22 protein-coding genes are annotated in these 26,279 nt (G+C 70.1%); 5 read left to right on the top strand and 17 right to left on the bottom strand.

The genetic code is table 11. The features are described from left to right. The first annotated feature begins 75 nt into the window (after positions 1-75). Together OIE75_RS24575 and OIE75_RS24570 are read left to right on the top strand one after the other, a co-directional pair. Positions 76-1,086 carry a GNAT family N-acetyltransferase gene (locus OIE75_RS24575; protein WP_307014976.1) on the top strand — a complete coding sequence of 337 codons (1,011 nt, stop codon included), beginning with the start codon at positions 76-78 and terminating at the stop codon, positions 1,084-1,086. Further along, a complete protein-coding gene (locus tag OIE75_RS24570; RefSeq protein ID WP_329472154.1) occupies positions 1,083-1,937 on the top strand; it encodes a transglutaminase-like domain-containing protein in 855 nt (284 codons plus the stop codon). Before OIE75_RS24575 ends, OIE75_RS24570 begins: the two co-directional genes overlap by 4 nt. 63 nt (positions 1,938-2,000) lie before the next feature. Here the strand turns inward: OIE75_RS24570 and OIE75_RS24565 are convergent, their stop codons facing one another. The 5 genes from OIE75_RS24565 to OIE75_RS24545 form a co-directional block, all read right to left on the bottom strand. Beyond that, positions 2,001-4,241, bottom strand: a complete 2,241-nt coding sequence (locus OIE75_RS24565) for a hypothetical protein (protein ID WP_329472153.1) — start codon at positions 4,239-4,241, stop codon at positions 2,001-2,003. Between the two features lie 157 nt (positions 4,242-4,398). Then, a complete protein-coding gene (locus OIE75_RS24560; protein WP_329472152.1) occupies positions 4,399-4,821 on the bottom strand; it encodes a DUF6113 family protein in 423 nt (140 codons plus the stop codon). Beyond that, positions 4,818-5,711, bottom strand: a complete 894-nt coding sequence (gene mshB, locus OIE75_RS24555; RefSeq protein WP_329472151.1) for an N-acetyl-1-D-myo-inositol-2-amino-2-deoxy-alpha-D-glucopyranoside deacetylase — start codon at positions 5,709-5,711, stop codon at positions 4,818-4,820. The genes OIE75_RS24560 and mshB overlap by 4 nt, the downstream gene beginning before the upstream one ends. Before the next feature lie 10 nt (positions 5,712-5,721). Next, positions 5,722-6,336: a Uma2 family endonuclease gene (locus tag OIE75_RS24550; RefSeq protein WP_307014971.1), complete on the bottom strand. Its 615-nt coding sequence runs from the start codon at positions 6,334-6,336 to the stop codon at positions 5,722-5,724. A gap of 49 nt (positions 6,337-6,385) precedes the next feature. Next, complete coding sequence (locus tag OIE75_RS24545; protein WP_329472150.1) at positions 6,386-7,279, bottom strand: helix-turn-helix domain-containing protein; 894 nt, start codon at positions 7,277-7,279, stop codon at positions 6,386-6,388. 377 nt (positions 7,280-7,656) lie between these two features. On the opposite strand from OIE75_RS24545, the gene OIE75_RS24540 reads away from it, so the two are divergent. Beyond that, the gene (locus OIE75_RS24540) at positions 7,657-8,520 is read left to right on the top strand and encodes a helix-turn-helix domain-containing protein (RefSeq protein ID WP_329472149.1); all 864 of its coding nucleotides are present in this window, start codon (positions 7,657-7,659) and stop codon (positions 8,518-8,520) included. Further along, positions 8,517-8,711, top strand: coding sequence for a DUF397 domain-containing protein (locus OIE75_RS24535; protein WP_329472148.1), 195 nt, complete (start codon positions 8,517-8,519; stop codon positions 8,709-8,711). Before OIE75_RS24540 ends, OIE75_RS24535 begins: the two co-directional genes overlap by 4 nt. On the opposite strand, the gene OIE75_RS24530 is transcribed toward OIE75_RS24535, so the two are convergent. Then, a complete protein-coding gene (locus OIE75_RS24530; RefSeq protein ID WP_029393692.1) occupies positions 8,701-8,895 on the bottom strand; it encodes a hypothetical protein in 195 nt (64 codons plus the stop codon). The two genes, OIE75_RS24535 and OIE75_RS24530, sit on opposite strands and share 11 nt — an antisense overlap. A 196-nt stretch (positions 8,896-9,091) precedes the next feature. Between OIE75_RS24530 and OIE75_RS24525 the strand changes: the two genes are divergently transcribed. After that, positions 9,092-11,215 (top strand): S9 family peptidase, encoded by a 2,124-nt coding sequence (locus tag OIE75_RS24525; RefSeq protein ID WP_329472147.1) that lies wholly within the window; start codon positions 9,092-9,094, stop codon positions 11,213-11,215. Positions 11,216-11,348: 133 nt separating this feature from the next. Here OIE75_RS24525 and OIE75_RS24520 read toward each other — a convergent pair whose 3' ends face one another. The 11 genes from OIE75_RS24520 to typA form a co-directional block, all read right to left on the bottom strand. Continuing rightward, on the bottom strand, positions 11,349-12,413 hold the full coding sequence (locus OIE75_RS24520; RefSeq protein WP_307014966.1) for an ABC transporter ATP-binding protein: 1,065 nt from the start codon (positions 12,411-12,413) through the stop codon (positions 11,349-11,351). Next, positions 12,406-13,389 (bottom strand): ABC transporter ATP-binding protein, encoded by a 984-nt coding sequence (locus OIE75_RS24515; protein WP_307014965.1) that lies wholly within the window; start codon positions 13,387-13,389, stop codon positions 12,406-12,408. Before OIE75_RS24515 ends, OIE75_RS24520 begins: the two co-directional genes overlap by 8 nt. A gap of 9 nt (positions 13,390-13,398) precedes the next feature. After that, positions 13,399-14,379, bottom strand: coding sequence for an ABC transporter permease (locus tag OIE75_RS24510; protein ID WP_307014964.1), 981 nt, complete (start codon positions 14,377-14,379; stop codon positions 13,399-13,401). Then, on the bottom strand, positions 14,372-15,295 hold the full coding sequence (locus OIE75_RS24505; protein ID WP_122616061.1) for an ABC transporter permease: 924 nt from the start codon (positions 15,293-15,295) through the stop codon (positions 14,372-14,374). Before OIE75_RS24505 ends, OIE75_RS24510 begins: the two co-directional genes overlap by 8 nt. Positions 15,296-15,304: 9 nt before the next feature. Beyond that, entirely contained in the window at positions 15,305-16,936 is a 1,632-nt protein-coding gene (locus OIE75_RS24500; RefSeq protein WP_329472146.1) for a peptide ABC transporter substrate-binding protein, read from the bottom strand. Positions 16,937-17,125: 189 nt separating this feature from the next. Continuing rightward, positions 17,126-18,271, bottom strand: coding sequence for an ABC transporter ATP-binding protein (locus tag OIE75_RS24495; protein WP_329472145.1), 1,146 nt, complete (start codon positions 18,269-18,271; stop codon positions 17,126-17,128). A 27-nt stretch (positions 18,272-18,298) separates the two neighbouring features. Next, positions 18,299-19,360, bottom strand: a complete 1,062-nt coding sequence (locus OIE75_RS24490; protein WP_329472144.1) for an ABC transporter ATP-binding protein — start codon at positions 19,358-19,360, stop codon at positions 18,299-18,301. Positions 19,361-19,370: 10 nt separating this feature from the next. Then, on the bottom strand, positions 19,371-20,348 hold the full coding sequence (locus OIE75_RS24485) for an ABC transporter permease (protein ID WP_307014960.1): 978 nt from the start codon (positions 20,346-20,348) through the stop codon (positions 19,371-19,373). A gap of 111 nt (positions 20,349-20,459) precedes the next feature. Then, positions 20,460-22,259, bottom strand: a complete 1,800-nt coding sequence (locus OIE75_RS24480) for an ABC transporter substrate-binding protein (protein ID WP_307014959.1) — start codon at positions 22,257-22,259, stop codon at positions 20,460-20,462. Between the two features lie 112 nt (positions 22,260-22,371). Further along, positions 22,372-23,403 carry an ABC transporter permease gene (locus OIE75_RS24475; RefSeq protein WP_307014958.1) on the bottom strand — a complete coding sequence of 344 codons (1,032 nt, stop codon included), beginning with the start codon at positions 23,401-23,403 and terminating at the stop codon, positions 22,372-22,374. An 865-nt stretch (positions 23,404-24,268) separates the two neighbouring features. Further along, complete coding sequence (gene typA, locus OIE75_RS24470) at positions 24,269-26,176, bottom strand: translational GTPase TypA (protein ID WP_307014957.1); 1,908 nt, start codon at positions 26,174-26,176, stop codon at positions 24,269-24,271. Between the last annotated feature and the right edge of the window lie 103 nt (positions 26,177-26,279).

Here is a 26,279-nt window from a genome sequence, read left to right as displayed (position 1 = left end):
GCGCGGCGTCGTCGATGCCCGCCCCTAGTATCTCCGTTCTTGGGCATGATCCGAACAGGAGGGGTGGACAGACCCGTGGAAATCTCTGCCGCCGGGCGTCTTGAGGTTCGTATCACCGCTGCTGACGTGGGCAAACGAGTCTCCGTGCGGCGCTTGAGCGAACCGGGTGGCGCGGGTGAGAAGTTCACCGACACGGTTGGTGTTCTCACATCGTGGACCGACGGTGTGCTGCTGATCACACGGAAGGGTGGCGAGTCGGTACGTATCGCGGAGTCGGCCCTGGTCGCCGGGAAGGTCGTGCCGTCCGCGCCCGCGCGCCGCCGCGGTCCCGCCGCGTCGTACGAGGAGCTGGCGCGGATCGCGGCGCGGGCCTGGCCGCCCGTCGAGAGCGAGTGGCTCGGCGAGTGGCAGCTGCGGGCGGCGGCCGGCTTCACGCGGCGGGCCAACTCCGTGCTCCCGCTCGGCGATCCGGGGCTGCCGCTCGACGACGCGCTGAGCGCCGTACGCCGCTGGTACGGCGCGCGCGGGCTGCCCGCGTTCGTGCAGACCGCCACCGGTGCGGAGGGCACCCAGGAGCGGCTGTGCGCGGAGCTGGAGCGGCGGGGCTGGGTGCGTGAGGTGTCGGCCGAGGTGTGGACCGGCGCCCTGGCGCCGGTGGCCGACCTGACCGAGGGCGCCGGCGTGGTCCTGTCCCGGGACGCGGACGACGCGTGGCTGGGCCGGTACCAGCGCAAGGGCGTCAGCGAGGTGGCCCTGCGGGTGCTGGGCGGCGGCCCCTCGGTGTGGTTCGCCACGGTGCCCGGCGCGGACGCCCCGGCCGCCATCGGGCGGTGTGTGGTGGACGGGCGGTGGGCCTCCTTCGCGGCCGTCGAGGTCGACCCCGCGCAGCGGCGCCGGGGGCTCGCGACCGCCGTGATGGCCGCGCTGGCCCGGCGGGCGCTGGACGAGGGCGCGTCGGCGGCGTGGCTCCAGGTGGAGACGGAGAACGCGGGGGCGCGGGCGCTGTACGCCGGGATGGGCTTCTCGGCGCACCACGCGTACCACCATTACCGTGAGCCCGCGGACGCCGGGACGGCGACGCCGTGACGGGGCACCTGCGGCCGCCCTCGCCGGAGCGCTCCGCCGAGGTGCGGGGGCGGTTCGCCGAGGAGGCGCGGTCCGAGCGGCCCGACCTGGCCACGCTGTGCCTGCTGCTGGGCGCGGAGGCGGACGGGGGGCTGGACGAGGCGGGGCTCGACGCCGCGCAGGTGGAGCTGGACCGGCTGGCCGGGGAGCTGCCCTTCCGGCCGGGTTCGCCGCGGGCCTGGGCGGTGGCGCTGCGGGATCTGCTCGGCGAGCGGTACGGGTTCCACGGGGTCGCCGCGGACTACCAGCGGCTGGAGTCGTCCCTGCTGCACGAGGTGCTGCGGCGGCGGCGCGGGCTGCCGATCATGCTGTCGGTGGTGTGGCTGGAGGTCGCCCGGCGGGCGGGGGCGCCGGTGTACGGGGTCGCCTTGCCGGGGCACTTCGTGGTCGGGTTCGGGCCGGAGGAGGAGCGGGTGCTCGCCGATCCGTTCGACGGCGGCCGGGTGCTCGGCGGCGGGGACGCGGAGGTGCTGGTCGCCGGGGCGACGGGGGCGGGGCTGCGGCCGTCGATGCTGGAGCCCGCGGCGCCGTTGGAGGTGGTGGCGCGGGTGCTCAACAACATCCGGGCGTGGGCGGCGGGCCGGCCCGAGGAGTCGGCGGTCGGGCTGTGGGCGATCGAGCTGGCGCTGCTGCTGCCTGCGCATGCGGCGCGGTTGCGGTACGAGCGGGCGCGGTTGTTGGTGGGACGGGGGGAGTTCTCGGCGGGGGCCGGGGAGTTGGAGGCGTACGCGGAGGTCGTGGGGGCGGTGGACGAGGAGGTCGCGGAGGAGGTCCGGGGGGAGGCGCGGGCCGCTCGCGCGATGCTGAACTGACGCGGGCGCCTGGGCGCCGGCCCGGCCAGGGGGCACCCGGCACCCCCTGGCGGAGCTGTTTCGTCAGGTCGGGTTGGTCTCGATGACGGCCACCCGGTCGGTCTTGCTCTTCAGGGCCTGGCGCAGGGCGCCGTAGACGTCCTCGGGGGTGACGGGCGTCTTCTTGCCGTTGGCGCGGGTGATGAGCACGCCGTCGAACGTCTGGCCGTAGAGGCCCTTGAGGGCGTTCAGGTCGGGCTTGTCGACCAGCTTGCCGCCGACGGCCGTGACACCGAGGAACTTCCAGAGCGACTTCTCGGGGCTGAACTTGACCTCGGCGCCGCTCGCCCGGACCGTCACTATGCCCGACATGGCCGGCTCGGCGAACTCCTTCAGCATCCGGTCGACCTCGGCCTTGGAGACCGTCGGCTGCTGGGTGGTCGTCGGCACGCTCACCGCGGCCGCGGTGCCGGTCTCCACCTGGGTGCGGTACGCCGCCTGCACGGACTCGGTCGACTTGGCGACGTCGATGCCGTTGCCCGCCTTGCCGTAGACCGGCACGGCCCTGCCGGACTCGAACTTGATCGTGCCCTCGGTCACGGATCCGGCGCCGCCCGCCGCGTCCTCCAGGGCGGCGTGCAGCTTCTCCTCGTCGACCGGCATGACCGGGTCGACGACCCGCTTCTGGCCGAAGAGCGAGCCGATGACGGAGACCGGGTTGTAGTCGCTCTTGGCCGCCGAGCTGGCGGTGGCCTGCGAGTCGAGCTGGAGCCCGGCCTGGTCCGGCTTGAGGGAGACGGTCTCGCCGCCCACCGTGAGCTTCAGCGGCTTGCCCGCGCGGGCGGCGAGCGTGTCGTCCAGCTTCTCGACGGCGTCGTCGCGGGTGCCGCCGCCGATGTCGACGCCGAGCACGGTGGTGCCCTTGGGCACGTCGGAGCGGTTCATCAGCAGGCCGGCGCCGTAGGTGACACCGGCGACCACGACCACGCCGCCGACGAGCAGCGGCAGCTTGCCGCGCCCCTTCTTCTTGGCGGGCTTGGCGGAGCCGGCCGGGGGCGTGGAGACCGGTTCGGGCAGCTTGGGGGGCGTGTGCGGCAGGGGCCCGTCGCCGCCGGGGCCCTGGAACGGCGCGGTGCGCTCGCTCGGTACGACGGGGATGCCGCTGGTGACGGTGTTGCCGGAGATGTTGTCCGGGTTGCCGTAGCCCGGCGTGCCCGGCTCGGGGGCCGGCTTCTGCGGGGTGAGGATCGCGGTGTCGTCGCTGAGACCACCGCCGGGACCGGTGCCGGGGCCCTGCGTCCTGCCGGGGGCGGCGGGACCTCCCGGGCCCCGCACGCCGGTCGGCGCGGGCCCGCGCTGTGCCGGGGGCGCTCCGGTCCCCGCGGCCGCCCCGGGGGCGCCGAAGTCGCCGAGATCGCCGAGGTCGCCCACCGGGGGCGGCGAGAGCCGGCCCTCTCCGGTGACCGGGCCGCCGGTCGGACCCGCGGGGCCCGGGCCGCCGCCGTAGGGGGACTGCCCCTTCGGGCCGGCGCCCTGGGTGCCCGGTCCGTCGCCGGAGAAGTACGGCAGGTCGTCGCGGCGCGGCTCGCCGCCGGGGCCGGTGCCGGGGCGGGCGCCGTTGCCGCCGAGCGGTCCGGCCGCCAGCGCCTCGGTCACGTCGAAGGAACCGGTGCCTCCGCCGTGGCCGGGCGCCACGGGGCCGCCGGTCGCCCCGGGGAGACCGGCGCCGTTCGTGGAGCCGGGCCGGGAGCCGCCGGGCACGTTCATGGAGCCGACGACGCCCCCGGGACGGCCGCTGCCGCCTCCCGGACGCGCACCGGCACCGGACGCGCCCGCGCCGGGTGTGCCGGCCGGGGCACCGGGTGCCGGGCCCGAACCTCCGGGCACACCGGCGCCGTTGGTGGAGCCGCCGCCCTGAGTGCTCTTGCCGGGACCGGACTTGCGGGGCGCGAACCAGTCGCTGGTCGGCTTCTCCTCGGCGGACCCGGCGGGCTCGGCGGGAGCCTCGGGCGCGCTCGTGGGCGCGGCCGCGCTGGGCGCGGGCTGCTCGGCCGTCGTCTCCGCGTCGCCCGCGCCGCCCTCGGCGTCCGTGACGGGCTTGCGCACGACGACGGGCGGGATGGGCCGCGACCCGGGGATGTTGATCCGGATACGGGTCGTCAGCGTCGTCTCGGTCTTGCGCTCCTCCGGTCGCGCGGCCGAACGGCCCGCGTCCGCACCGGCGTCGGAAGCCGTGGGTGTCCCGTAGGGCGGGGTGCCCGACGGGTACGCGGCTCCGCCGCGCCCGTGGGGCCCGGAGGACGAACTGTCAGTTTCACGACTCAAAGCAGGTTCTCCCGGTTGGCTCCGCCGCCCGTCACCCCTTCGGAGCGGGCGGCTCGGCGGCGCGCACCACCATACTGGCCACTTCTCACGCGTATCCCGTGACCGCCGGGGAAACCCACACGGGACTCGCACGAGCACGCTATGGCGAAGTAGTACGTCACTTGCGAAGTCGGGCGGCGTCGCCGTCCGGTTGCCTCACCGGCGCGAGGGTGGCGCACATCACAGCAACCGCGATCCCACCGAGCAGGAAGAGATAGGAGCCGATCCCCGCGGCGAACACGAAGTCGCCCTCGGGGCGGCTGGTGGTGAGCAGCACCACGGCGAGCGCCCAGCCGGCGGCCGGCGCGACGGCGCTGCCCCGGCGTCCCACGGCACGGCCCGCCCCGAGACACAGCCCGGCCTCGGCGGCCAGGGCCAGCAGCAGCCCCCCGGGGAACCAGGCCGGCTGGAGCAGCGCCCCGGCGACGCCGATCACGGCGCCGAGTACGAAGAGCCCCACATAGAGGGCGGCGCGGCCGAGCGAGGGCGGGCGCAGGGGCTGGGCCGGCGCGGAGGTGGCCGGCGGGGTGCGTCCGCTCACGACGCCTCCTGTGTCTCGTGGGTCCCGGTTCCGGTCCCGATCCCGGCGAAGAGGTCGCTCTCCCGCCCCTCACCGGCCCGCTCGCCCCGCACGAGTTCGTAGTACTCGGTGGTGAGGACCGGCTGGGCCAGGTCGTTGGAGAGGACGAAGTACGGTTCGGCGACCGTGATCTGCGTGGCGTGGGCGCGCATCGCCGCGGCCTTGGCGGCGGCGTACGCGGTGCCCTCGCCGCGGATCTCGGTGGTGATCTTCCCGTCGTCGACGACGCCCGGTACGTCCTCGACGCCGGCCGCCCTGTCGAACGGCGTGCCCGGCAGGTCGGCACGGAGGCGTGCGAAGTCGTCCTCGACGCGGGAGCGCGGGACGCGGTTCCAGTACACCTTCTCCACCGGGCAGCCCGCCTCGGCCGCCAGCTCCACCGCCCGCATGGCGATGCGGTGGGCCTGGATGTGGTCGGGGTGGCCGTAGCCGCCGTCGGGGTCGTAGGTGACGAGCACCTGGGGACGTACCTCGCGGATCACCTCGACGAGGAGCGCGGCGGCCTCGTCGAGGTCCGCCTGCCACAGGCAGCCGGGGTCGTCGTTGTCGGGCAGGCCCATCATCCCGGAGTCCGCGAACCGGCCCGGCCCGCCGAGCAGCCGGAAGTCCTCGACGCCGAGGGCGCGCATCGCGTCCGCCAGCTCACCCCTGCGGTGTCCGCCCAGGGCGGCACCGGACAGGTGCGCCAGCCCGGGCGGGATGACCTCCCCCCGCTCACCGAGGGTGCAGGTCACCAGCGTCACGTGGGCGCCTTCGGCGGCGTACCTGGCCATGGTGACGCCGTTGTTGATCGACTCGTCGTCCGGGTGCGCGTGCACCAGCAGCAGACGCCGGGCGGGGAGGTCCGTCATGGGCTCCACCCTATGAGGACGCGTCCTCGTCCTTGTAACGCGGGAGACCGTCCGTGGAGATCGTCCACTCGGCTACGGTGACCTCCTCGCCGTAGACGAAGTCCTTGCGGGTGGCGTAGCGAGGGCCGTCCGGGGTGGCGTGGATGTCGGTGAAGACGGCGCCGGTTCCGGTGCGGGGGTCGAAGACCGCGTAGACCGGCACCCCGATCAGAGGGTAGTCGCCGACCTTGCCCACCCAGTCGTTGTCCGGGTTGGAACGCGAGACGACCTCGATGGCCGCGTGCAGCGTGCGCGGGTCGAAGGAGCCCGGCACATCCATGTCCACCAGGTCGATCACCATCACGTCGGGGCGGCGCATGACGCCCTCGTGCGCGTCCTCGACGTCGGGCTCCCCCGTGTGGGCGACGATCTCCTCCGGCATCACCTTCTCAAGGCGCTTGCGCAGATGCAGGGTGGTCAGCTCGTGCGGACCGATGGGCGCCATCATGTCGTGGACGATCCCTTTCCTGGTGATCTCGAACCTGCCCGGGACGGTGTCGGCGTCGTCCATCGACTGAACGACGTCCCGCATGGCCCGGTAGATGTGGGAGGCGCCCTGGCGTGCGTGGTCCTGTGCGGTGGTCATGGGGCTCGCTCCTCGTCTGTGCCCAGGGGCAAGGATCGTCCCGTTCATGCTAGGCGGCCCGCGGGTGTCCGGTTCGGCAGTCGCGGCAGCGGCCGGGTTCCGGGGCGCGGAAGGCGCGGTCGCAGTCGTCGCAGGTCTGGAGGGGGTGCCGTACGGACGGTGGCGCGGCGGGCGCGCGGAACGGGGGCGGGGGTGGCAGCTGTGCCGTGAGCCGGTGGGCGAGGAGGGCGGCGGGGCGGCGCGGCCCCTCGGCGGGCAGATCGGCGGTCAGGGCGTGGCGTACGGCCGCCGGGGAGACGTCGCGCTCCAGCCAGGCGGCGACTCCGGGGGCCAGGTGGGCCGTGTCGCAGGCGGAGAGGAGCAGGCGGGAGTCGTGGCGACGGAGGTCCGCGAGAAGGTCGGTGGCCGCCTGGAGCAGCGTCTGGGCGGGGAACCCGGGGCGCGGGACGGCGGGGAGCGGCTTGCGGGGCGGGCGCTTCTCTCGTGTGCCCGGCTGCTCGGACTTCTGTTGCCCGGCCTTCTGCGGCTGCTCTCGCGACTCGCACTTCCGGCGGGTCGCCGCGGGCTGGTTGCAGGAGACCGTGCGGGTGACGATGCGGCCGTCGGGGGCCCGTACGCGTTCCCGTCGCAGGTAGCCGTGGGCTTCCAGTTCGCGCAGGGCGGCGGAGATGCGGGTGGCTCCCTCGGGGAAGCGGGCGACGAGGGTCTTGATGTCGGCCTGGGCGCCCTTGGGCAGCGACTGGAGGTGGAGGCCGAGCCCGATCGCGAGCAGCGACAGCTCGGCGTGCTGGGCCAGGTGGTTGCCGACCACCGTGAAGCGGGTGGTGTGGCGGGTGTTGTCGTGCACGAGCCCGCCGGTGTTCGAACGCCGCCGGTTCGGGTGCTTGTTGCCCGCAGGGCGGGCCTGGGCGTGCGGGGGCGCGCTAGGGTTCTGGGTACCCATCGGGAAGGTTCTCTCTTCCTCGGTGGTCAGGCCCTCGCATTGGGATTGCCGTCCCGGCGGGGGCCGTCGCATGTCTGCTGTTGTCCTGCGCCGAGCGTGGAGCCTCGGCCGCCACGAAATCCAGCCGAGCCCGGGATGTTCACCCGCCCGAGTGAGCTTTGGCCACGGGCGGAGAGGGTGGGGCTTGGTCGGGTTCTTTCCCTCTTCCTTCTTGGTCTTTGGCCGTTTGCGGCACCGGAGCACGAGGACGCGGGTTCCGGTGCCTGAGGAAAGCGCGTCCGGGACTGTCCAGGGCTTGTCCAGTGCCGTCCGGGCTGTCCGTGCGTTGCTCCGGGTAAGGCGTGGCGGTACGGCACGGGAGTACGGAGGGGCGCGACATGTCGGTGGACGTCGAGACGGAGCAGGTGGACGAGCCGGGGTGGGAGGTGGACCCCAACGACGACTGGGCGCTCGCCGTGATCGCGACGGTGGGGCGGCAGTTGAAGCTGCGGCGCGAGGCGGCGGGCATGCGGGCCGCCGACTTCGCGGTGGCGGTCGGGTACGGGGAGGACCTGGTCTACAAGGTCGAGGGCGGGAAGCGGATCCCCCGGCTCGACTACCTGGACACGGCGGACCGCGTGCTGGACGCGGGCGGGCTCATCTCCGCGATGAAGGAGGACGTGCGGAGGGTCCGGTATCCGAAGAAGGTGCGGGATCTCGCGCAGATGGAGGCGCGGGCGGTGGAGCTTCAGCTGTACGACCCGTTGCACATCCACGGCCTCTTGCAGACCCCCGAGTACTCGCGAGCCCTTCTGTCGATGCGGCGTCCCACCTACGCAGCCGACGAGATCGAGCGCTTCATCGCGGCGCGCGTCGCACGCAAGGCGATCTTCGATCGGGAGCCCGCACCCGAACTCGGTTTCATCCTGGAGGAGTGGACGCTCAGGCGCCCACTGGGCGGGAGGCAGACCCTGCGCGATCAGCTCGCGCATCTGCTGGAAGTCAGCGGCTTGCCCAGCATCGAGCTTCAGATGATGCCGATGGACCGCGAGGAACACGCGGGGGTGGACGGCGGCATCGAGGTACTGAAGTTCGCGGACGGGTCGGCGGTCGGGCGCTCGCCTGCCGTCGCCGGTGGACGGCCCGTGTCGGCCCCCAGGCAACTCCGTATCCTGGAACTGCGGTACGGGATCATCCGGGCTCAGGCCCTCTCACCGCGTCAGTCGACAGCCTTCATCGAACAACTGCTGGGGGAGACATGAACCGCGACACCAGCCTGGCATGGTTCAAGAGCAGCTACAGCAGCGGCAGCGAAGGCGACTCCTGCGTGGAGGTCGCCCTCGAACCCCGCGCCGTCCACGTCCGCGACTCCAAGAACCGCCCGGACGCCGGCCCCCGGCTCGCGCTGACTCCGGGGGCCTGGGCCGACTTCGTGGCCGCCGTCAGAAGTTGATGCTCCCGATCATCCCCGCGATGTTCGTCGTCAGCTCACTGATCGTGGGCGCGACGGTCGAGGAAGCCAGGTAGAAGCCGAGCAGCATGCACACCACCGCGTGCCCCGCCTTCAGACCGGACTTCTTGACCAGCAGGAAGACGATGATCGCCAGCAGCACAACCGCCGAAATCGAGAGTGCCACGGCGGCTCACCTCCAATAGGCCCAGGGACATGGGGGGGTCGGTCGCAGTCGGAGCTTGGGACAGTGCACGCAGATAAATCCACGCTGCGGGCACCTGGTTGATACCCACTATGCGCTAGTGATCATAACTATCCGTGCGCGCGCATCTCTCGGCGCACGGCCGCACAAGGGGGCGCATGGCCAATATGGTCGAGGCATGACGACCGAGTCCGACTCCTTCCCCAAACGGCACGCCCGCACCCAGCGGTTCACGCTCGGCGCGCCGCGTTCGTTCACCGTGGCGCCCGACGGTTCACGGGTCGCCTTCCTGCGCTCCGGCTCCGGCACGGACCGGGCCAACTCCCTCTGGGTTCTCGACATCGACGGGGGCACGGAGCGCGTCGCCGCCGACCCGCGAGCCCTCCTCGGCGGCGCCGAGGAGGCCCTGTCGCCCGAGGAACGGGCACGGCGCGAGCGCAGCCGTGAGGGAGGTGCGGGCATCGTCGGATACGCCACCGACTCGGCGGTCGAGCTGGCCTCCTTCGCCCTCTCCGGGCGGCTCTTCGCGGCCGAACTGCGGGCCGGCACCGCCCGCGAACTGTCCACGCCCGGGCCGGTGATCGACCCCCGCCCCTCCCCCGACGGCCGGCACATCGCCTATGTCGCGCAGGGCGGCCTGCGGGTCGTGGGCGCCGAGGGGGACGGGGACAGGGCCCTGGCCGAGGCGGACGGCGAGGGCGTCACGTACGGGCTCGCCGAGTTCATCGCCGCCGAGGAGATGGGCCGCAGCCGGGGCTTCTGGTGGAGCCCCGACTCGGACCGGCTGCTGGTGGCACGGGTGGACGACACGCCCGTGCAGCGCTGGTGGATCTCCGACCCGGCCCGCCCCGAGCGTGATCCACAACACGTGCCGTACCCGGCGGCCGGCACCGCCAACGCGGACGTACGGCTGTTCGTCCTCGGCGTCGACGGGGGGCGCACGGAGGTTCTGTGGGACCGGGCACGGTACCCGTATCTGGCGCGAGTGCACTGGTCAGCGTCTGGTGCGCCACTCCTTCTCGTACAGGCGCGCGACCAGCGCAGCCAGTTGTTCCTGGCCGTGGACACGGTGTCCGGGACGACCCGGATGGTGCACGCCGACGAAGATCCAATTTGGCTGGAACTCTTCCCCGGCGTGCCCTGCTGGAGCCCGTCCGGGCAGTTGGTGCGGATCGCCGACGAGGGGGGTGCGCGGGTGCTGGCGGTCGGTGAACGGCTGCTGACCGGGGGCCAGTTGCACCTGCGGGCGGTGCTGGACGTCGGGGACGACGACGTGCTGGTCTCGGCGTCGGCGGGCGCGGAGGCGGCCGACCCGGAGACGGGCGAGGTGCACGTCTACCGGGTGAACGAACTCGGCGTGGAGCGCGTCTCGCAGGAGCCCGGCGTGCACACCGCGGTGCGCTCCGGGGACGTGTCCGTTCTGGTCTCCGCGACGCTCGGCCACCCGGGCGCCCGGGCGCGGGTTCTGCGGGACGGCAAGACGGCGGCCACCGTCGCCTCGTATGCCGAAGACCCCGGTTTGTCCCCGCGCGTGACACTCACCCGAGGGGGCGCACGCGCTGTCCCGTGCGCCGTGCTTATGCCAACGGACTACCACGGTGACACCCTCCTCCCGGTGCTCCTGGACCCGTACGGTGGCCCGCACGGCCAGCGGGTGGTCGCGGCGCACAACGCCCACCTCACCTCGCAGTGGTTCGCCGACCAGGGGTTCGCGGTGATCGTCGCCGACGGGCGGGGCACGCCGGGGCACTCCCCCGCCTGGGAGAAGTCCATCAAGGACGACGTGGCCGCGGTCGTGCTCCAGGACCAGGTCGACGCGCTCCAGGCACTCGCCGCCGACTTCCCGCTGGACCTGAACCGAGTCGCCGTGCGCGGCTGGTCCTTCGGCGGCTACCTGGCGGCGCTGGCGGCCCTGCGCCGGCCGGACGTCTTCCACGCGGCGGTGGTCGGGGCGCCGGTCACCGACCTGCGGCTCTACGACACCCACTACCAGGAGCGGTACCTCGGCGACCCCGGCGAGCAGCCGGACGTCTACCGGCGCAACTCGGTGATCGACGACGCCGGGCTGGTGGACGCCGCCGAGCCGCACCGCCCGATGATGGTCATCCACGGGCTCGCCGACGACAACGTGGTGGTCGCGCACTCCCTGCGCCTGTCCTCGGCCCTGCTGGCGGCCGGCCGCCCGCACGAGGTGCTGCCGCTGTCCGGCGTCACGCACATGACCCCGCAGGAGTCGGTCGCCGAGAACCTGCTGCGGCTCCAGGTCGACTTCCTCAAGCGGTCGCTGCCCGCACCGTCGTGACGACTTGCGTCACCCGTACGCCAACCGCCTTAACACACAGGCAACTTCGCCGAAGCGGCTCCGATATACGGACGCGCGAGGCTGTTCAGCGTACGGCCGTGCGGGTGCCGTAAGCGGGCCGGGGAGCGCCATGTCACCCCGGCCCGCTGCCGTGCCCGGCGTCGCCGTCCGTCTCGGGCGGCACCACCTGCTTCTCCTCCGCGAAGTGGCACGCCGAGTCGTGGGCCGCGGGTCCGGAGACCGAGCGGAACTCCGCGGGGACGGCGAGGGCCGGTACCTCCAGCGCGCACCGCTCCTTCGCCTTCCAGCAGCGGGTGCGGAAGCGGCAGCCGGAGGGGATGTTCGTCGGGGACGGGACGTCGCCGGCCAGGATGATCCGCTCCCGGCGCTCCCGGGCCTCCGGGTCGGGCACCGGTACGGCGGACAGCAGGGCCTGGGTGTAGGGGTGGGTCGGGTGGTCGTAGATCTCGGCGTCCCGGCCGGTCTCCACGATGCGGCCGAGGTACATCACCCCGACCCGGTCGGAGATGTGCCGGACGATCGACAGGTCGTGCGCGATGAAGATGTAGGACAGGTCGAACTCGTCCTGGAGGCGGCCCATCAGGTTGATCACCTGGGCCTGGACGGAGACGTCGAGGGCCGAGACGGGTTCGTCGGCGACGATGATCTCCGGACGCAGGGCGAGGCCGCGCGCGATGCCGATGCGCTGGCGCTGGCCGCCGGAGAACTGGTGGGGATAGCGGTTGATGTACTCCGGGTTGAGGCCGACCACGTCCAGGAGGTGCTGGACGCGGGCCCGCCGGTCGCCCTTCGGCGCCACCTCCGGGTGGATGTCGTACGCCTCCCCGATGATGTCGCCGACCGTCATGCGGGGGTTGAGGGAGGTGTAGGGGTCCTGGAAGACCATCTGGATGTTCCGGCGGACCGCCTTGAGGGCCTTGCCGGACAGCCGGGTGACGTCCTCGCCCTTGTAGCGGATCTCGCCGGCTGTCGGCTTCTCCAGGTTGACCAGCATCTTGGCGACCGTGGACTTGCCGCAGCCGGACTCGCCGACGATGCCGAGGGTCTCGCCGCGGTCGAGGTGGAAGTCGACGCCGTCGACCGCCTTCACCGCGCCGACCTGCTTCTTGAAGAGGATGCCGGTCGTCAGCGGGTAGTGCTTGACGAGCCCGGTGACCTGAAGGATCGGCTCAGCCATGCAGGCACTCCCTCCAGAAGTGGCAGGCGCTGCCCCGCTCCGCGTCGGACTCGGTGACGTCGTACAGCGGCGGTACGTCGGTGCGGCAGACGTCCTGGGCCATCGGGCAGCGCGGGTGGAAGGCGCAGCCGGGCGGGATGCGGGTGAGGTTGGGGGGCAGGCCCTTGATGGCGTACAGCTCCTGGCCCTTCTGGTCCAGGCGCGGGATCGACTCCAGCAGGCCGCGGGTGTAGGGGTGGGCGGGGTTCTTGTAGATGTCGTGGACCGGGGCGGTCTCGACGATGCGGCCCGCGTACATGACGGCGATCTTGTCGGCGACGTCGGCGACCACGCCCAGGTCGTGGGTGATGAGGATGAGGCCCATGTGCAGCTCGCGCTGGAGTTCCGCGAGCAGGTCCATGACCTGGGCCTGGACGGTGACGTCGAGGGCGGTGGTCGGTTCGTCGGCGATGATCAGCTTGGGCTCCAGGGCCATCGCCATGGCGATCATGATGCGCTGGCGCATGCCGCCGGAAAACTGGTGCGGGTACTGCCGCACCCGCTCCTTCGCGGCCGGGATGCGGACCCGGTCCATCAGCTCGACGGCCTTGGCGCGGGCGTCCTTGCGGGACATGCCCCGGTGCACGGTGAACATCTCGCCGAGCTGGTCGCCGACGGTCAGGACCGGGTTCAGCGAGGACAGCGCGTCCTGGAAGATCATCGCCATCTCGGCGCCACGGACCTTCCTGCGCTCCTCCTCCTTCAGCTTCAGCAGGTCCCGGCCCTCGAAGAGGACCTGGCCCGAGGTGATCCGGCCCGGCGGGATGTCGAGGATGCCCATGATCGTCTGGGCGGTGACGGACTTGCCGGAGCCGGACTCGCCGAGGACGGCCAGGGTCTCGCCCGCGTCCACGCCGTAGCTGACGCCGTTGACGGCCCTGGCGACACCGTCCCGGGTGTGGAACTCCACGTGCAGGTCGCGCACTTCGAGCAGCATGGCGCCGGCTCACCTCAGCTTCGGGTCGAGGGCGTCGCGCACCGCGTCGCCGAGCATGATGAACGCGAGGACGGTGACGGCCAGCGCGCCCGACGGCCACAGCAGGGCGTGCGGGGCGTTGCGGACGTAGGGGGCGGCGGCGGAGATGTCGATGCCCCAGGAGACGCTGGGCGGCTTCAGGCCTACGCCGAGGAAGGACAGGGTCGCCTCCAGGGAGATGTAGGTGCCGAGCGCGATGGTCGCCACGACGATGACGGGAGCGACGGCGTTGGGCGCGATGTGCCGGAGCAGCAGCCGGGAGTTGGAGGCGCCGAGGGCGCGGGCGGCCTGGACGTAGTCGTTCTGCTTGGCGGTGATGACGGAGCCGCGGGCGATGCGGGAGATCTGCGGCCAGCCGAGCAGCACGATGAAGCCGATGACGGGCCACACGGTGTTGCTGGTGATCACGGAGAGCAGCACCAGGCCGCCGAGGACGACCGGGATCGCGAAGAAGATGTCGGTGATCCGGGACAGCACCGCGTCCCCGCCCCCGCCGAAGAACCCGGCGAGCCCGCCGAGCACGCTGCCGAGGACGGCGACCCCGAGGGTGGCGAGGACACCGACCGCCACGGAGGTACGGGCGCCGTAGACGGTGCGGGTGTAGACGTCGCAGCCCTGGCCGTTGAAGCCGAAGGGGTGGCCGGGCTGGGAGCCCTCCTGGGCCTTGGCGAGGTCGCACTTGAGGGGGTTGCCGGAGGCGATCAGCGACGGCCAGATGGAGATGACGATCAGGAAGAGGATCACCAGCGCGGAGATGATGAAGACGGGGTTGCGGCGCAGGTCGTGCCACGCGTCGGACCAGAGGCTGCGGGGCTTGTCCTGCGGGCTGCCGCCGTCGGGGCCCGGTGCCTTCTCCAGGGTCACGGCCTCGCTCGCGCCCAGGTCCATGGTGCCGCCCATGCCGGTGCCCGCGATGGCGCGCTCGGGCTCGTAGGGCTCCTGTTCAGGCATAGCGGATCCTCGGGTCGAGTACGGCGTACAGGAGGTCGACGACGAGGTTGGCGACGAGGAAGACGAGGACCAGGACGGTGACGAAGCCGACCACGGTCTGCGTGTTCTGGCGCAGGATGCCCTGGTAGAGCTGGTAGCCGACGCCGTGGATGTTGAAGATCCGCTCGGTGACGATGGCGCCGCCCATCAGGGCGCCGATGTCGGTGCCGATGAAGGTGACGACGGGGATGAGGGAGTTGCGCAGCAGGTGCCGGGTGATGACCCGGTGGCGCGGCAGGCCCTTGGCGATGGCCGTGCGGACGTAGTCGGAGCGCCGGTTCTCCGCGATGGAGGTGCGGGTCAGCCGGGTGACGTAGGCCAGGGACACCGAGGCGAGGACCAGGCCCGGGACGATCAGCTCGTCGAAGGGCGCCTCGGAGGAGACGGCCGGGTCGATCCAGCCCCACTTGACGCCGAGCAGCAGCTGGAGCAGCAGGCCGGTGACGAAGGTGGGCACGGAGATGACGACCAGGGTGAGCAGCAGCACCCCGGTGTCGACGGGGCGGCCGCGGCGCAGGCCGGTGACGACGCCGAGGACGATGCCGACGACGATCTCGAAGAGGATCGCGATGATCGTGAGCCGGATGGTGACCGGGAAGGCCGTCCCCATCAGCTCGGTGACCGGCTGGCCGTTGAAGGCGGTGCCGAAGTCGCCGGTGAAGACGTTGCCCATGTAGGTCAGGTATTGCTGCCAGACGGGCTTGTCGAGGCCGAACTCCTTCCGCAGCTGGGCCGCGGTGGCCGGGTCGCACTCCCGGTCGCCGCAGAGTCCCGCGACGGGGTCGCCCATCACGTTGACCATCAGGAAGATCAGCAGCGTGGCCCCGATGAAGACCGGGATCATCTGGAGCAGCCGCCGGACGACGTAGCGTCCCATGGCGCCCCCTCAGCTCACCTTGATCTCGTTGTACACCGGGACGCTGAACGGGTTGAGTTCCACGTCGGTGAGGCGGTCCGAGTAGCCGGCGCTGCCGTTCTGGTACCAGAGCGGGATGGCGGCCATGTTGTCGCGGACGACCTCCTCGGCCTGCTGGAAGGTCTTGACGGCCTCGGCCTCGTCCGTCTGGCCGTTGGCCTTGTCGACGAGGTCGTCGAACTCCTGGTTGGACCACTTGCCGTCGTTCGAGGAGGCGTTGGTGTAGTAGAGCGGCTGGAGGAAGTTCTGGATGAGCGGGTAGTCCATCTGCCAGCCGGCGCGGAAGGGGCCGCTCATCTTCCGGTCGGTGATCTGGCTGCGGAAGTCGGCGAAGGTGCCGACCGGGTTGCCGACGCAGGCGCGGTCGTTGTCCAGGGCGTTGTTGATGGAGTTGCAGACCGCGTCGACCCACTGCTTGTGGGAGCCGGTGTCGGCGTTGTAGGTGATCTTGACCTGGCCGCCGGGGAGGCCGCCACCGTCCTTGACCAGCTTCTTCGCCTCTTCGGGGTTGTAGTCGCAGGCGTCGCCGCAGAGGCCCGCCTTGTAGCCGCCGTCCTCGCCGAGGACCGGCGAGGTCCAGTCGGTGGCCGGGGTACGGGTCTGCTGGAAGATCGTGTCGGTGATCTGCTTGCGGTCGATCGCCATGGACAGGCCCTTGCGCACCTTCTCGGACCCGGACTTGTTCCAGTCGCCGTCGTAGAACGGGAAGGCGAGGGTCTGGATGATGCCGGCCGGGGTGTTGATGTACCGGTCGCCGAGGTCGTTCTTCACGTTCTTGAGCTGGGCGGCCGGGACGTCGTCGACGAGGTCGAGGTTGCCGGCGATCAGGTCGGTGTAGGCCGTGTTGTTGTCGGTGTAGACCTTCAGGTCGACGCCGCCGTTCTGGGCCTTGTCGTCGCCGGGGTACTGGTCCCAGGTGCGCAGCGACATCTGGTTGCCGCGGGTGTAGTTGTCGACCTGGTAGGGGCCGTTGCCGACGGGCTTCTGGAGCCAGGCGTCGTGGTCGTCGAAGAACGCCTTGGGCAGCGGCGCGAAGGCGTTGTAGCCGAGGGTGTCGGGGAAGCTGGAGAACTTCTGGTTGAGCTTGACGGTGAAGGTGCGTTCCCCGGTCACCTTCAGCCCGGAGAGCCTGTCGGCGCTCTGGTCGCCGCCGTCCTCGGGGTGCACCTTGTCGTAGCCGTCGATGTAGGCGAAGAAGTAGGCGTTGCGCTGGTTGTTCTTCAGGCTCGCGCCGTAGTTCCAGGCGTCGACGAAGGACTGGGCGGTGACCTTCTCGCCGTTGCTGAAGGTCCAGCCGTCCTTGACGGTGATGTCGTAGGTCTGCGAGTCGGAGGTCTCGATCTTCTCGGCGAGCATGTCCTTGGCCTCGCCGGTCTTCGGGTCGTACTTCTTCAGGTTCCGGAAGATCATGTCGAGGACCTTGCCGCCCTGCACCTCGTTGGTGTTGGCCGGCTCCAGCGGGTTCTGGGGGTCGCCCCACGAGGAGCTGAGCACGCCGCCGCTGTCCCCACCGCTGTCCCCGCCCCCGCCGCCGCAGGCCGTCGCCGCGAGGGCTACCGCCGCCGCGCATGCGGCCCATTTGGCGTGCGTCGCTCCGCGCATGGAGTGCCTCCTCGTGCCCTGACTCGTCCGCTGGTGCGTTCCCGCTCAGCTTCGGGGGGCTCGTGGCACGGCGCACACCCGTACGGTCCGTACGGGTTGCGGATGTCCGCCGGACGGGTGTCGGCGGTGGGCGGGCACGACGAAGGCGGGGACGGAAGTGATGCTCCCGTCCCCGCCTCTGTCGTCGGTTCAGCTCTTGGTGAGCGTCGTTCCGCCGTCGGCGTCGTCCTCCAGCGCCTTCAGACCCGGGTCCATGACGATGTCCACGTCCCTGGCCTCGGTCGTGGGCTCCTCCGGGAAGTGGCAGGCCGTCAGGTGGCCCGCGCGGTTGCCGGAGAGCTGCACCAGCGGCGGCTCCTCGGTGGCGCACTTGTCCTGCGCCTTCCAGCACCGGGTGCGGAACCGGCAGCCGGACGGCGGGGCGACCGGCGAGGGCACGTCGCCCTGCAGGCGGATCCGCTCCCGCTTCTCCGCGTCGAGGTCGACCTCCGGCACCGCCGACAGCAGGGCGTGCGTGTACGGGTGGCGGGGCCGGTTGTAGAGCGAGTCGCGGTCCGCGATCTCCACGACCTTGCCGAGGTACATCACCGCGACGCGCTGCGAGAAGTGCCGCACGATCGCCAGGTCGTGGGCGATGAACACGAACGCGATGCCCATCTCCCGCTGCACTTCCTGCAGCAGGTTGACCACCTGGGCCTGGATCGACACGTCGAGGGCCGAGACCGGCTCGTCGGCGACGATGAGCTTCGGCTCGAGGGCGACGGCGCGCGCGACGCCGATGCGCTGGCGCTGACCGCCGGAGAACTCGTGCGGGAAGCGGTTGTAGTGCTCCGGGTTGAGACCGACGATCTCCAGGAGCTCGCGGACGCGCTTCTCCCGGCCGCCGGGCGGGTTGATCCCGTTGATCTCCATCGGGCCGGAGATGATCGTGCCCACGGTCTGCCGCGGGTTCAGCGACGCGTACGGGTCCTGGAAGATCATCTGGATCTCGGACCGGATCGGCGCCAGCTGCCGCCGGTTGGCGCGGGTGATGTCCTGGCCCTTGTACTCGATCGTGCCCTGCGTGGGCTCGTAGAGACGGGTCAGCAGCCGGCCGGTGGTCGACTTGCCGCAGCCGGACTCGCCGACGAGGCCCAGGCTCTCCCCGGGGTAGACCTCGAAGTCGACGCCGTCGACGGCCTTGACGTGGCCGACGGTGCGTTTGATCGGGAAGCCGCCCTTGATGGGGAAGTGTTTCGTCAGGCCCCTGACCTGGAGAAGCGGCGCGGTGTCGCCGTCCCGCTGCTGCGGGAACGAGTCGGCCACCGCCGTGGTGGTCTTGGTGTTGTCGCTCATGGTGATGCCCCAGTCGCCGGTTTCCGCTCAGCCCAGCCGGGGCTGAATCTTCTCGATGAACACCTGCTGCCGCTGGTCTCCCGTCAGGTGACAGGCGGCGGCGCGGCCCCCGGGGAGCACCGGACGCTCACCGGAGCACCGGGTGCCGGAGACCAGGTCGGTGAAGCCGCACCGCGGGTGGAAGGCACATCCCGAGGGCGGGTTCATCAGCGAGGGCGGCGATCCCGGGATCGGCATCAGCGGCTCGTCGATGTCCGAGGAGAGACTCGGCATCGATCCCAGCAGACCCCAGGTGTACGGGTGCTGCGGCGCCTTGAGCACCTCGCGCACCGTGCCGCGCTCGACGGCCCGGCCCGCGTACATGACCAGGATGTCGTCGGCCATGTTGCCGACCACGCCGAGGTCGTGGGTGATCATGATGATCGCGGAGCCGAACTCCTGCTGGAGGTCCTTGAGCAGGTCGAGGATCTGCGCCTGCACCGTGACGTCGAGGGCCGTGGTCGGCTCGTCGGCGATCAGCAGGTCCGGGTTGCAGGAGAGCGCCATGGCGATCATGGCGCGCTGCCGCATACCGCCGGAGAACTGGTGCGGGTAGTCGTCGACCCGCTTCTCCGGACTCGGGATGCCGACCTTCTGGAGCAGGTCGATGGCGCGCACCCGGGCGTCCCGCTTGGACGCGCCGTTGTGCTTCATGAACGGCTCGCCGATCTGCCGGCCGACCGTGTAGTACGGCGACAGCGCGGTGAGCGCGTCCTGGAAGATCATCGCCATCTTCTTGCCGCGCAGCTTCTCCAGCTGCTTCTCACTGGCGTCGGTCAGCTCCTGGCCGTCCAGGGTGATCGAGCCGTCGATGGCGGTCTTCCGGCGGTCGTGCAGGCCGAGGACGGCCAGGTTGGTCACCGACTTGCCGGAGCCGGACTCGCCCACGATGCCGAGGGTCTTGCCGCGCTGAAGGTCGAAGGAGAGTCCGTCCACGGCCTTGACGACGCCGCCCTCGGTGGAGAAGTGGACCTTGAGGTCGCGCACCGAGAGAAACGCGTCCCCCGCGGCGGCGGCCGGGGCCTCTTCGGGCTTGGTCTGAGTGGTCACGGTGGTTCTCCTAGGACAGGCGCACGCGCGGGTCGATGACGGCGTACAGGGCGTCCACGATCAGGTTGAAGACGATGATGAGCGCGGCGCTGATCAGCATGACGCCCATCAGCATCGGCAGGTCCTTGTTGATGACGGATTCCAGCGCGAGCCGGCCGATCCCGGCGAGGCCGAACGTCATCTCCGTCACCATGCCGCCGCCCATCAGCGCGGACAGGTCGATACCGAGGATGGTGACGATGGGGACGAGCGAGCCGCGCCACGCGTAGCGGAAGAAGGTGTAGTTGCCCGACATGCCCTTGGCGCGGGCCGCCTTCACGTGTTCTTCCTGTAGCTGCTCGATCATCGACGAGCGGCTCATGCGGGTGTAGTTGGCGGTGAAGATGGTCGCCATGACGAGCCATGGGATCAGCAGACCCGCGAACCACCCTGCGGCGTCCTCCGAGATCGGCACGTACTTCGGCTTCTCCAGCCAGCCGGTGCTGTAGACCAGGGCCAGCAGCACGAGCGGGCCGAGGAAGTAGATCTGAAGGGAGCTGATGACCAGCGAACCGGAGCTGAACACCTTGTCGATCCACGTACCGCGGTTCCTGGCGGCCAGCAGACCGGCGCCGAGGCCGACGATGAGGAAGACCACGAGGCTTCCGACGGTCAGCGAGACCGTCAGCGGGAAGCGGTCCATGATCGTGTCCCAGACGTTCTGGTTGTTCGCGAAGGAGACGCCGAAGCACGGGGCAGCGCAGTGTCCGACGGCGAAGTCACGGCCGGCGAAGATGCCGATCAGGAAGTTCCAGTACTGGACGGTGACCGGCTTGTCGAGGCCGAGGTTCTTGTGAATGACGTCCAGCGCGTCCGGAGTGCAGTTCTTGCCACACGCCAGCAGGGCCGGGTCCTGCGGGATCGCGAAGAACATGAAGAAGGTGAAGGCACTGATCAACACCAGGATCAGCACCGCGCCGAAGGACCGGCGAATGAGGAATTGAAGCATGGCAGACAGCTGCTCTCAGGACTGCGGCAGTCGGATGGGGAGGTCTAAAGGAATCCGGGCCCGGTGGGGGCGCTCCGCCGCGCGCCCCCACCGGTTTCCCGACCGAACGGACTACTTCTTGAGGAAGACCCGGGTCACGTCCACGTAGCTCGAGTCCGAGCTGTAGCGGATGCCGCCGATGTTCGAACCGAAGATCTGGAAGACCTTGGTGTAGTAGATCGGGGCGGCCGGGTTGACTTCCTTGGAGATGTACTCGTTCAGCTCGGCCCAGGCCTTCGTGGCCTCCGCCGGCTCGGCGATCTTCTGGATGCGCTTGATCTCGGAGTTGACGTGGTCGTCGTTGATGTGCGAGTAGTTCGACGCGCCGTCCTGGATCTGCGTACCGTCGTACACCGGCGGGATGACCGTGGAGGCGGACGGCCAGTCCTGGCCCCAGCCGGTCATGTAGAGGTCGTAGCCGTTCTTGACCTTGCCGACCTGCTCGTACCAGGTGGCGGAGTCGATCTCCTTCTTCTGGATGTCGAGACCGATCTTCTCCAGCGCGGTGGCGATCAGGACGGCCTGCTTCTGGCGGGTGGGCGTGTTGCCGTAGGCGTAGACGAGGCTCTTGCCCTCGAAGCCGCCCTCCTTGATCAGCTTCTTGGCGGCCTCGATGTCACCGTTCGGCTTCTTGGCGCGGTTGAACGGGTCGAACTCGCCGTCGTAGCCCGGGGTCGTGGGCGACATCAGGGAGTTGGCGACCTCACCGCCGTAGGCTCCACCGTCGGCCTTGAAGACCGAGTCGGAGGGCAGTGCCAGGGTGATCGCGTCACGGAGCTTCTTGTCCTTGATGCGGTCCAGGTTGAAGTTGAGCTGCCACACGTAGGGGGCGTAGCCCTGGATCGTGCGGTTCTGCATCGCCTGCTTGTCGCCGACGACCTTCTGGAGCTGGGTGGTGGCGACCTGGCCCGTGAACATCATCGCGTTCTTGGCCTCGCCCTGGTCGGCGAGGAGGGTCTTGGTCTGGTCCTCGTCGTCGTGGTTCATCGAGATGTTGAACCCGTCGACGTACTGGTGGCGCACCGAGTCGGACTTGGGGTCCCACTGGGTGTTCTTGACCAGCTTCATCGACTTGCCCGGCTTGAAGTCGGCGATCTTGTACGGGCCGACGGCGACGGGGGCGGAGTCGTACTTCGCCTTGGTGTCCGTCTCCTCCGGCACGACGCTGTAACCGGGCATGGTCAGCATCTGCGGGACGTCCGGGCGGGCTTCCTTGAAGTGGAAGACGATCGTCTTGTCGTCCGGCGTCTCCAGGACGGTGTCGGGCAGGTGCTTGCCCTTGTCCGGACCCGCGTAGGCGTCGCGGTAGGTGGTGCCGTCACCGGACAGCCACTGCTGGAGGTAGGTCGGGCCGTCGGTGATGTAGTTCGAGTACAGGCGCTCGACCGTGTTGCGGATGTCCGCGGCGTTGATCGGGTTCCCGTTCGCGTCCTTCAGGTTGTCCTTCAGGGTGTACGTCCAGGTCTTGCCGCCCTCGGAGGACTTGCCCGCGTCGGTGGCGAGGTCGCCCACGACGGTCAGGTTGCCGTTCTCGTCCTCGTCGTACTGGGTCAGGCCGCGGAAGATGAGGCGGCTGAGCAGCTTGCCGTCCGAGACGTAGATCTGACCCGGGTCCAGGTGCGAGAAGTCCGCCTCCTGGTAGACGGTCGCGACGCCGCCCGGCTTGGCGCCCTCGACGTCGGGAGCCGGACCGGTGGACGCCGCGGCGTCACCGATCTTGACCGGCTTCGACTGCGACTTGGCGTCCTCCTTCTGCTTGCTGTTGTCCTTGGAGGAGCTGTCGCTGCCACCACCGCAGGCGGTGAGAGTCAGTGCGCCGGCGGCGACCGCGACTATGGCGGCCGTGGCGGTGCGGTTACGGAAGATGCTCATAGGGACGAATCCACCTGCCTGTGAGTAGTGAGCACTGCTGGTACATGGCCGGGGCCGGGCTGAGCGGCACCGAACCGGCCGGGCGAGGATGTGGGGGGATATCCCCTGGATCTCAGCGGTTCGTCTTGGGATCGAAGGCGTCCCGCACCGAGTCACCGAGGAGGTTGAAGGCCACAATGAAGATCACCATGGCCACTCCGGGGAAGAGCATGTAGTACGGATCCTGCTCGACGATGTCGGCGCCGATGGCGAACATCCGCCCCCAGTCCGGCGTGGGCTCGACGTACCCCACGCCCACGAAGGACAGGAACGCGATGCTGAGGATGGTGCTCGGCAGCGTGAGCGTCGCCTGTACCAGCGTCGGGGTGACGATGTTGGGCAGCAGTTCCTTGCGGAGGATGCGCCAGGGCGAGGCCCCGGAGATGCGCGCCGCCTCGATGAACTCCCGGTCGCGCAGGGACATCGTGGCGCCGCGGACGATGCGGGCCATGCTCATCCATCCCAGGAAGGACAGCACGATGATGATCGCGGCGGCGCGCACGTAGGTGGGCGTCTCCTTGTCCGGGGCGACGAACACCGTGGTGATGACGGGCATCGCCGCGACGAAGAACAGCTGGCTGGGCAGGGCCATGAAGAAGTCGGTGATCCGGCCGAGCCAGTAGTCGATCTTCCCGCCGAAGTAGCCGCCGGCGAGACCGATCAGGACACCCAGCACCGTCATGATAAGGGTGGCGGCCAGTGCCGTGGCCATCGAGTTGCGCATGCCGTACAGCAGCTGGGTGAGCACGTCCCGGCCCAGGCCCGGTTCGATACCGAACCAGAACTCGCCGTCGATGCCGCCGAACGGCGCGGCGGGCATGGTGAACATGTCCAGCAGCTCGGGGTTGTCCTGCCCGTAGAGCGTGTACGGGTCCTTGCCGTACACCATCGAGATCAGCGGAGCCGCCGCCGCGATCACGAAGAAGAACAGGACGACGAAGGCGGAGATCACACCGGCGCGGTCGCGCTTGAAGCGCGCCCACATCAACTGTCCGGGCTTGCGCCCTTCCGGCTCCTTGGTCTCCGGGGCGTCACCCTGCGGCGCGCTCTCTTTGTCCAAGACGGAAGAGGCTTCAGCACCCTCAATCTCGATTGGACTCGTCATGATTCGTCCATTTCACAGGTTGGAGGTCGTCGGGAGTGCACGAGGCCCGACGGCCTTCGCACGGCGTACGTCTTTCGCAGCGCGCGAGGAGAACAACGACTCAGGGGCGGCACCGCCCCCTGGAGAACCCTGGCTCGCGGTCGGAACCACCGACCGACGGCACGCGTCGTCAAGGAAGTTGGCGACGCCTCGCCGCTGCCGCATCAACCGTGGCGGCACGGAACGCACCCGCGGGGCCTACACCTGCCATCGGGAACGATGCGACCCATATGGCGCTTGTGGCACCTCGCATGGGTTCCTCCTCATGAATCCGCTGGTTCACCGCAAAGAGGAGCACGCGACACATCCCGGCCACTCACCGATGACCGGAGACCGCCTGGCGTCCTCGTGCTCGCGAGCCTGCGCCCCGTCAGCGCGTGACCCGTTTATCCGAGCTCTACGCGCCTAACTATCTGCCATCCTCCGGCTAACGAACCACAGGTTCGAGGTCTCGGTTCGATCACAGATAGGGGCCAGATCTTTCAAAATCCGGACAAAGGGTTTGGTGCGAGATCGCTGCGAAACGGACTTGTTACACATCTAACGGGAGTCACTGTCCGTATAACGGACGTCCGCGCGACGGAAATTGATTGCGCGTGACCCTGGAGAGGTGCAAGCTGACAGACAGCTCTGTCTCGCGTCGGACTCGGACCTCGTCCTTGAGCGCGATGCCCCGGGTGCTCCCGCGCAGGTTAGTGCCGACGGGACCGCCCGGCGCCGGCCCGCGGCAAAATCGAGGGTTTTCCCTACTGTTCTCTTCGGCCATACGAAACGGCACCGGACACCACGTCAGCCGTGGTGTCCGGTGCCGTTCGCTACAGGAGGGTCAGCCGTGCTTGGCGCGGCTCGCGGCGCGGGCGCGCTCGCGGGCGTCCAGGTTCACCTTGCGGATGCGGACCGCCTCCGGGGTCACCTCGACGCACTCGTCGTCGCGGCAGAACTCCAGGGACTGCTCCAGGGAGAGCTTGCGCGGCGGGACGATCGCCTCGAACGAGTCGGCCGAGGACGACCGCATGTTGGTGAGCTTCTTCTCCTTGGTGATGTTGACGTCCATGTCGTCGGCGCGGGAGTTCTCGCCGACGATCATGCCCTCGTACACCTCGGTGCCGGGGTCGGTGAAGAGCACGCCGCGCTCCTGGAGGTTCGTCATCGCGAACGCGGTGACGGCACCGGAGCGGTCGGCGACCAGGGAGCCGTTGTTGCGGGTCGTCAGGGTGCCGAACCAGGGCTCGTGGCCCTCGTGGATGGAGTGGGCGATACCCGTGCCGCGGGTCTGGGTGAGGAACTCCGTCCGGAATCCGATCAGACCGCGGGAGGGCACCACGAACTCCATGCGGACCCAGCCCGAACCGTGGTTGGACATGTTGTCCATGCGGCCCTTGCGCACGCCCATGAGCTGCGTGACGGCGCCCATGTGCTCCTCGGGCACGTCGATCGTCATGCGCTCGACGGGCTCGTGCGTCTTGCCGTCGACCTCCTTGGTGACGACCTGCGGCTTGCCGATGGTCAGCTCGAAGCCCTCGCGGCGCATCTGCTCGACCAGGATGGCCAGCGCCAGCTCACCGCGGCCCTGCACCTCCCAGGCGTCCGGGCGCTCGGTGTCCAGGACGCGGAGCGAGACGTTGCCGATCAGCTCGCGGTCCAGGCGGTCCTTGACCTGGCGGGCGGTGACCTTGCGGTCCTTGACGGCCGCCTTGTTGTCCGCGCCCTTGCCGGTGGCGCCGCGGCCGACCAGCGGGGAGGTGTTGGTGCCGATGACCATGGAGATCGCGGGCTCGTCCACCGTGATCAGGGGCAGCGGGACCGGGTTCTCCTGGTCGGCCAGGGTCTCGCCGATCATGATGTCGGGGATACCGGCGACCGCGCAGATGTCGCCCGGGCCGGCCTTCTCGGCGGGCTTGCGGGTGAGGGCCTCCGTCATCATCAGCTCGGAGATCCGCACGTTGGACACGGAGCCGTCGCGCTTCATCCAGGCGACGGTCTGCCCCTTCTTCAGCTCGCCCTGGTGCACGCGCAGCAGGGCGATGCGGCCGAGGAAGTTGTCCGCGTCCAGGTTGGTGACGTGCGCCTGGAGCGGGGCGGCCTCGTCGTAGACCGGGGCCGGGATGTAGTCCAGGATCGTCGAGAAGAAGGGCTCCAGGCTGGTGGAGTCCGAGGGGACCGTGCCGTCGTCGGGCTTGGTCAGGGAGGCGACGCCGTCCCGGCCGCAGGCGTAGACGATCGGGAACTCGATCTGCTCCTCGTCCGCGTCCAGGTCCAGGAAGAGGTCGTAGGTCTCGTTGACGACCTCGTCGATCCGGGCGTCCGGGCGGTCCGTCTTGTTGATGCAGAGGATGATCGGCAGCCGCTGGCTGAGCGCCTTGCGCAGCACGAAGCGGGTCTGCGGGAGCGGGCCCTCGGAGGCGTCCACGAGCAGGACGACGCCGTCGACCATCGACAGACCGCGCTCGACCTCGCCGCCGAAGTCGGCGTGGCCGGGGGTGTCGATGATGTTGATCGTGATCGGGTCCCCGCCGTCCTTCGGGTGGTACTTCACCGCGGTGTTCTTGGCGAGGATCGTGATGCCCTTCTCACGCTCCAGGTCGTTCGAGTCCATCATGCGGTCGTCGACGCCCTCGAGCTGGTGGGCGGCGAAGGCACCGGCCTGCTTCAGCATGCCGTCGACGATGGTGGTCTTGCCGTGGTCGACGTGGGCGACGATGGCGACGTTGCGGATGTCGTGGCGCGTGGCCATATGAGGCGTACTCCCGGAGGGTGTGAGGACGGCCCTCGCGTACGTCCGTGTCACGCGGGCCTGCCGGGCGGTACATGCCACGGCCTCACCCAATGGTACGGGG

The sequence above is a fragment of the Streptomyces sp. NBC_01723 genome (genome assembly GCF_036246005.1).
In the GTDB taxonomy this organism is placed as follows: domain Bacteria; phylum Actinomycetota; class Actinomycetes; order Streptomycetales; family Streptomycetaceae; genus Streptomyces.
The sequence above is the reverse complement of the archived record's forward strand: the minus strand, read 5'-3'. Positions and strand labels throughout refer to the sequence as shown.

Excerpts from the sequence above, each read along its gene's own strand:
- OIE75_RS24495 (WP_329472145.1), bottom strand. The coding sequence starts at position 18,271 with ATGAGCGACAACACCAAGACCACCACGGCGGTGGCCGACTCGTTCCCG.
- OIE75_RS24520 (WP_307014966.1), bottom strand. The coding sequence starts at position 12,413 with ATGGCTGAGCCGATCCTTCAGGTCACCGGGCTCGTCAAGCACTACCCG.
- OIE75_RS24535 (WP_329472148.1), top strand. The coding sequence starts at position 8,517 with ATGAACCGCGACACCAGCCTGGCATGGTTCAAGAGCAGCTACAGCAGC.
- OIE75_RS24480 (WP_307014959.1), bottom strand. The coding sequence starts at position 22,259 with ATGAGCATCTTCCGTAACCGCACCGCCACGGCCGCCATAGTCGCGGTC.
- OIE75_RS24550 (WP_307014971.1), bottom strand. The coding sequence starts at position 6,336 with ATGACCACCGCACAGGACCACGCACGCCAGGGCGCCTCCCACATCTAC.
- typA (WP_307014957.1), bottom strand. The coding sequence starts at position 26,176 with ATGGCCACGCGCCACGACATCCGCAACGTCGCCATCGTCGCCCACGTC.
- OIE75_RS24475 (WP_307014958.1), bottom strand. The coding sequence starts at position 23,403 with ATGACGAGTCCAATCGAGATTGAGGGTGCTGAAGCCTCTTCCGTCTTG.
- OIE75_RS24500 (WP_329472146.1), bottom strand. The coding sequence starts at position 16,936 with ATGCGCGGAGCGACGCACGCCAAATGGGCCGCATGCGCGGCGGCGGTA.
- OIE75_RS24515 (WP_307014965.1), bottom strand. The coding sequence starts at position 13,389 with ATGCTGCTCGAAGTGCGCGACCTGCACGTGGAGTTCCACACCCGGGAC.
- OIE75_RS24510 (WP_307014964.1), bottom strand. The coding sequence starts at position 14,379 with ATGCCTGAACAGGAGCCCTACGAGCCCGAGCGCGCCATCGCGGGCACC.
- OIE75_RS24505 (WP_122616061.1), bottom strand. The coding sequence starts at position 15,295 with ATGGGACGCTACGTCGTCCGGCGGCTGCTCCAGATGATCCCGGTCTTC.
- mshB (WP_329472151.1), bottom strand. The coding sequence starts at position 5,711 with ATGACGGACCTCCCCGCCCGGCGTCTGCTGCTGGTGCACGCGCACCCG.
- OIE75_RS24525 (WP_329472147.1), top strand. The coding sequence starts at position 9,092 with ATGACGACCGAGTCCGACTCCTTCCCCAAACGGCACGCCCGCACCCAG.
- OIE75_RS24540 (WP_329472149.1), top strand. The coding sequence starts at position 7,657 with ATGTCGGTGGACGTCGAGACGGAGCAGGTGGACGAGCCGGGGTGGGAG.
- OIE75_RS24545 (WP_329472150.1), bottom strand. The coding sequence starts at position 7,279 with ATGGGTACCCAGAACCCTAGCGCGCCCCCGCACGCCCAGGCCCGCCCT.
- OIE75_RS24485 (WP_307014960.1), bottom strand. The coding sequence starts at position 20,348 with ATGCTTCAATTCCTCATTCGCCGGTCCTTCGGCGCGGTGCTGATCCTG.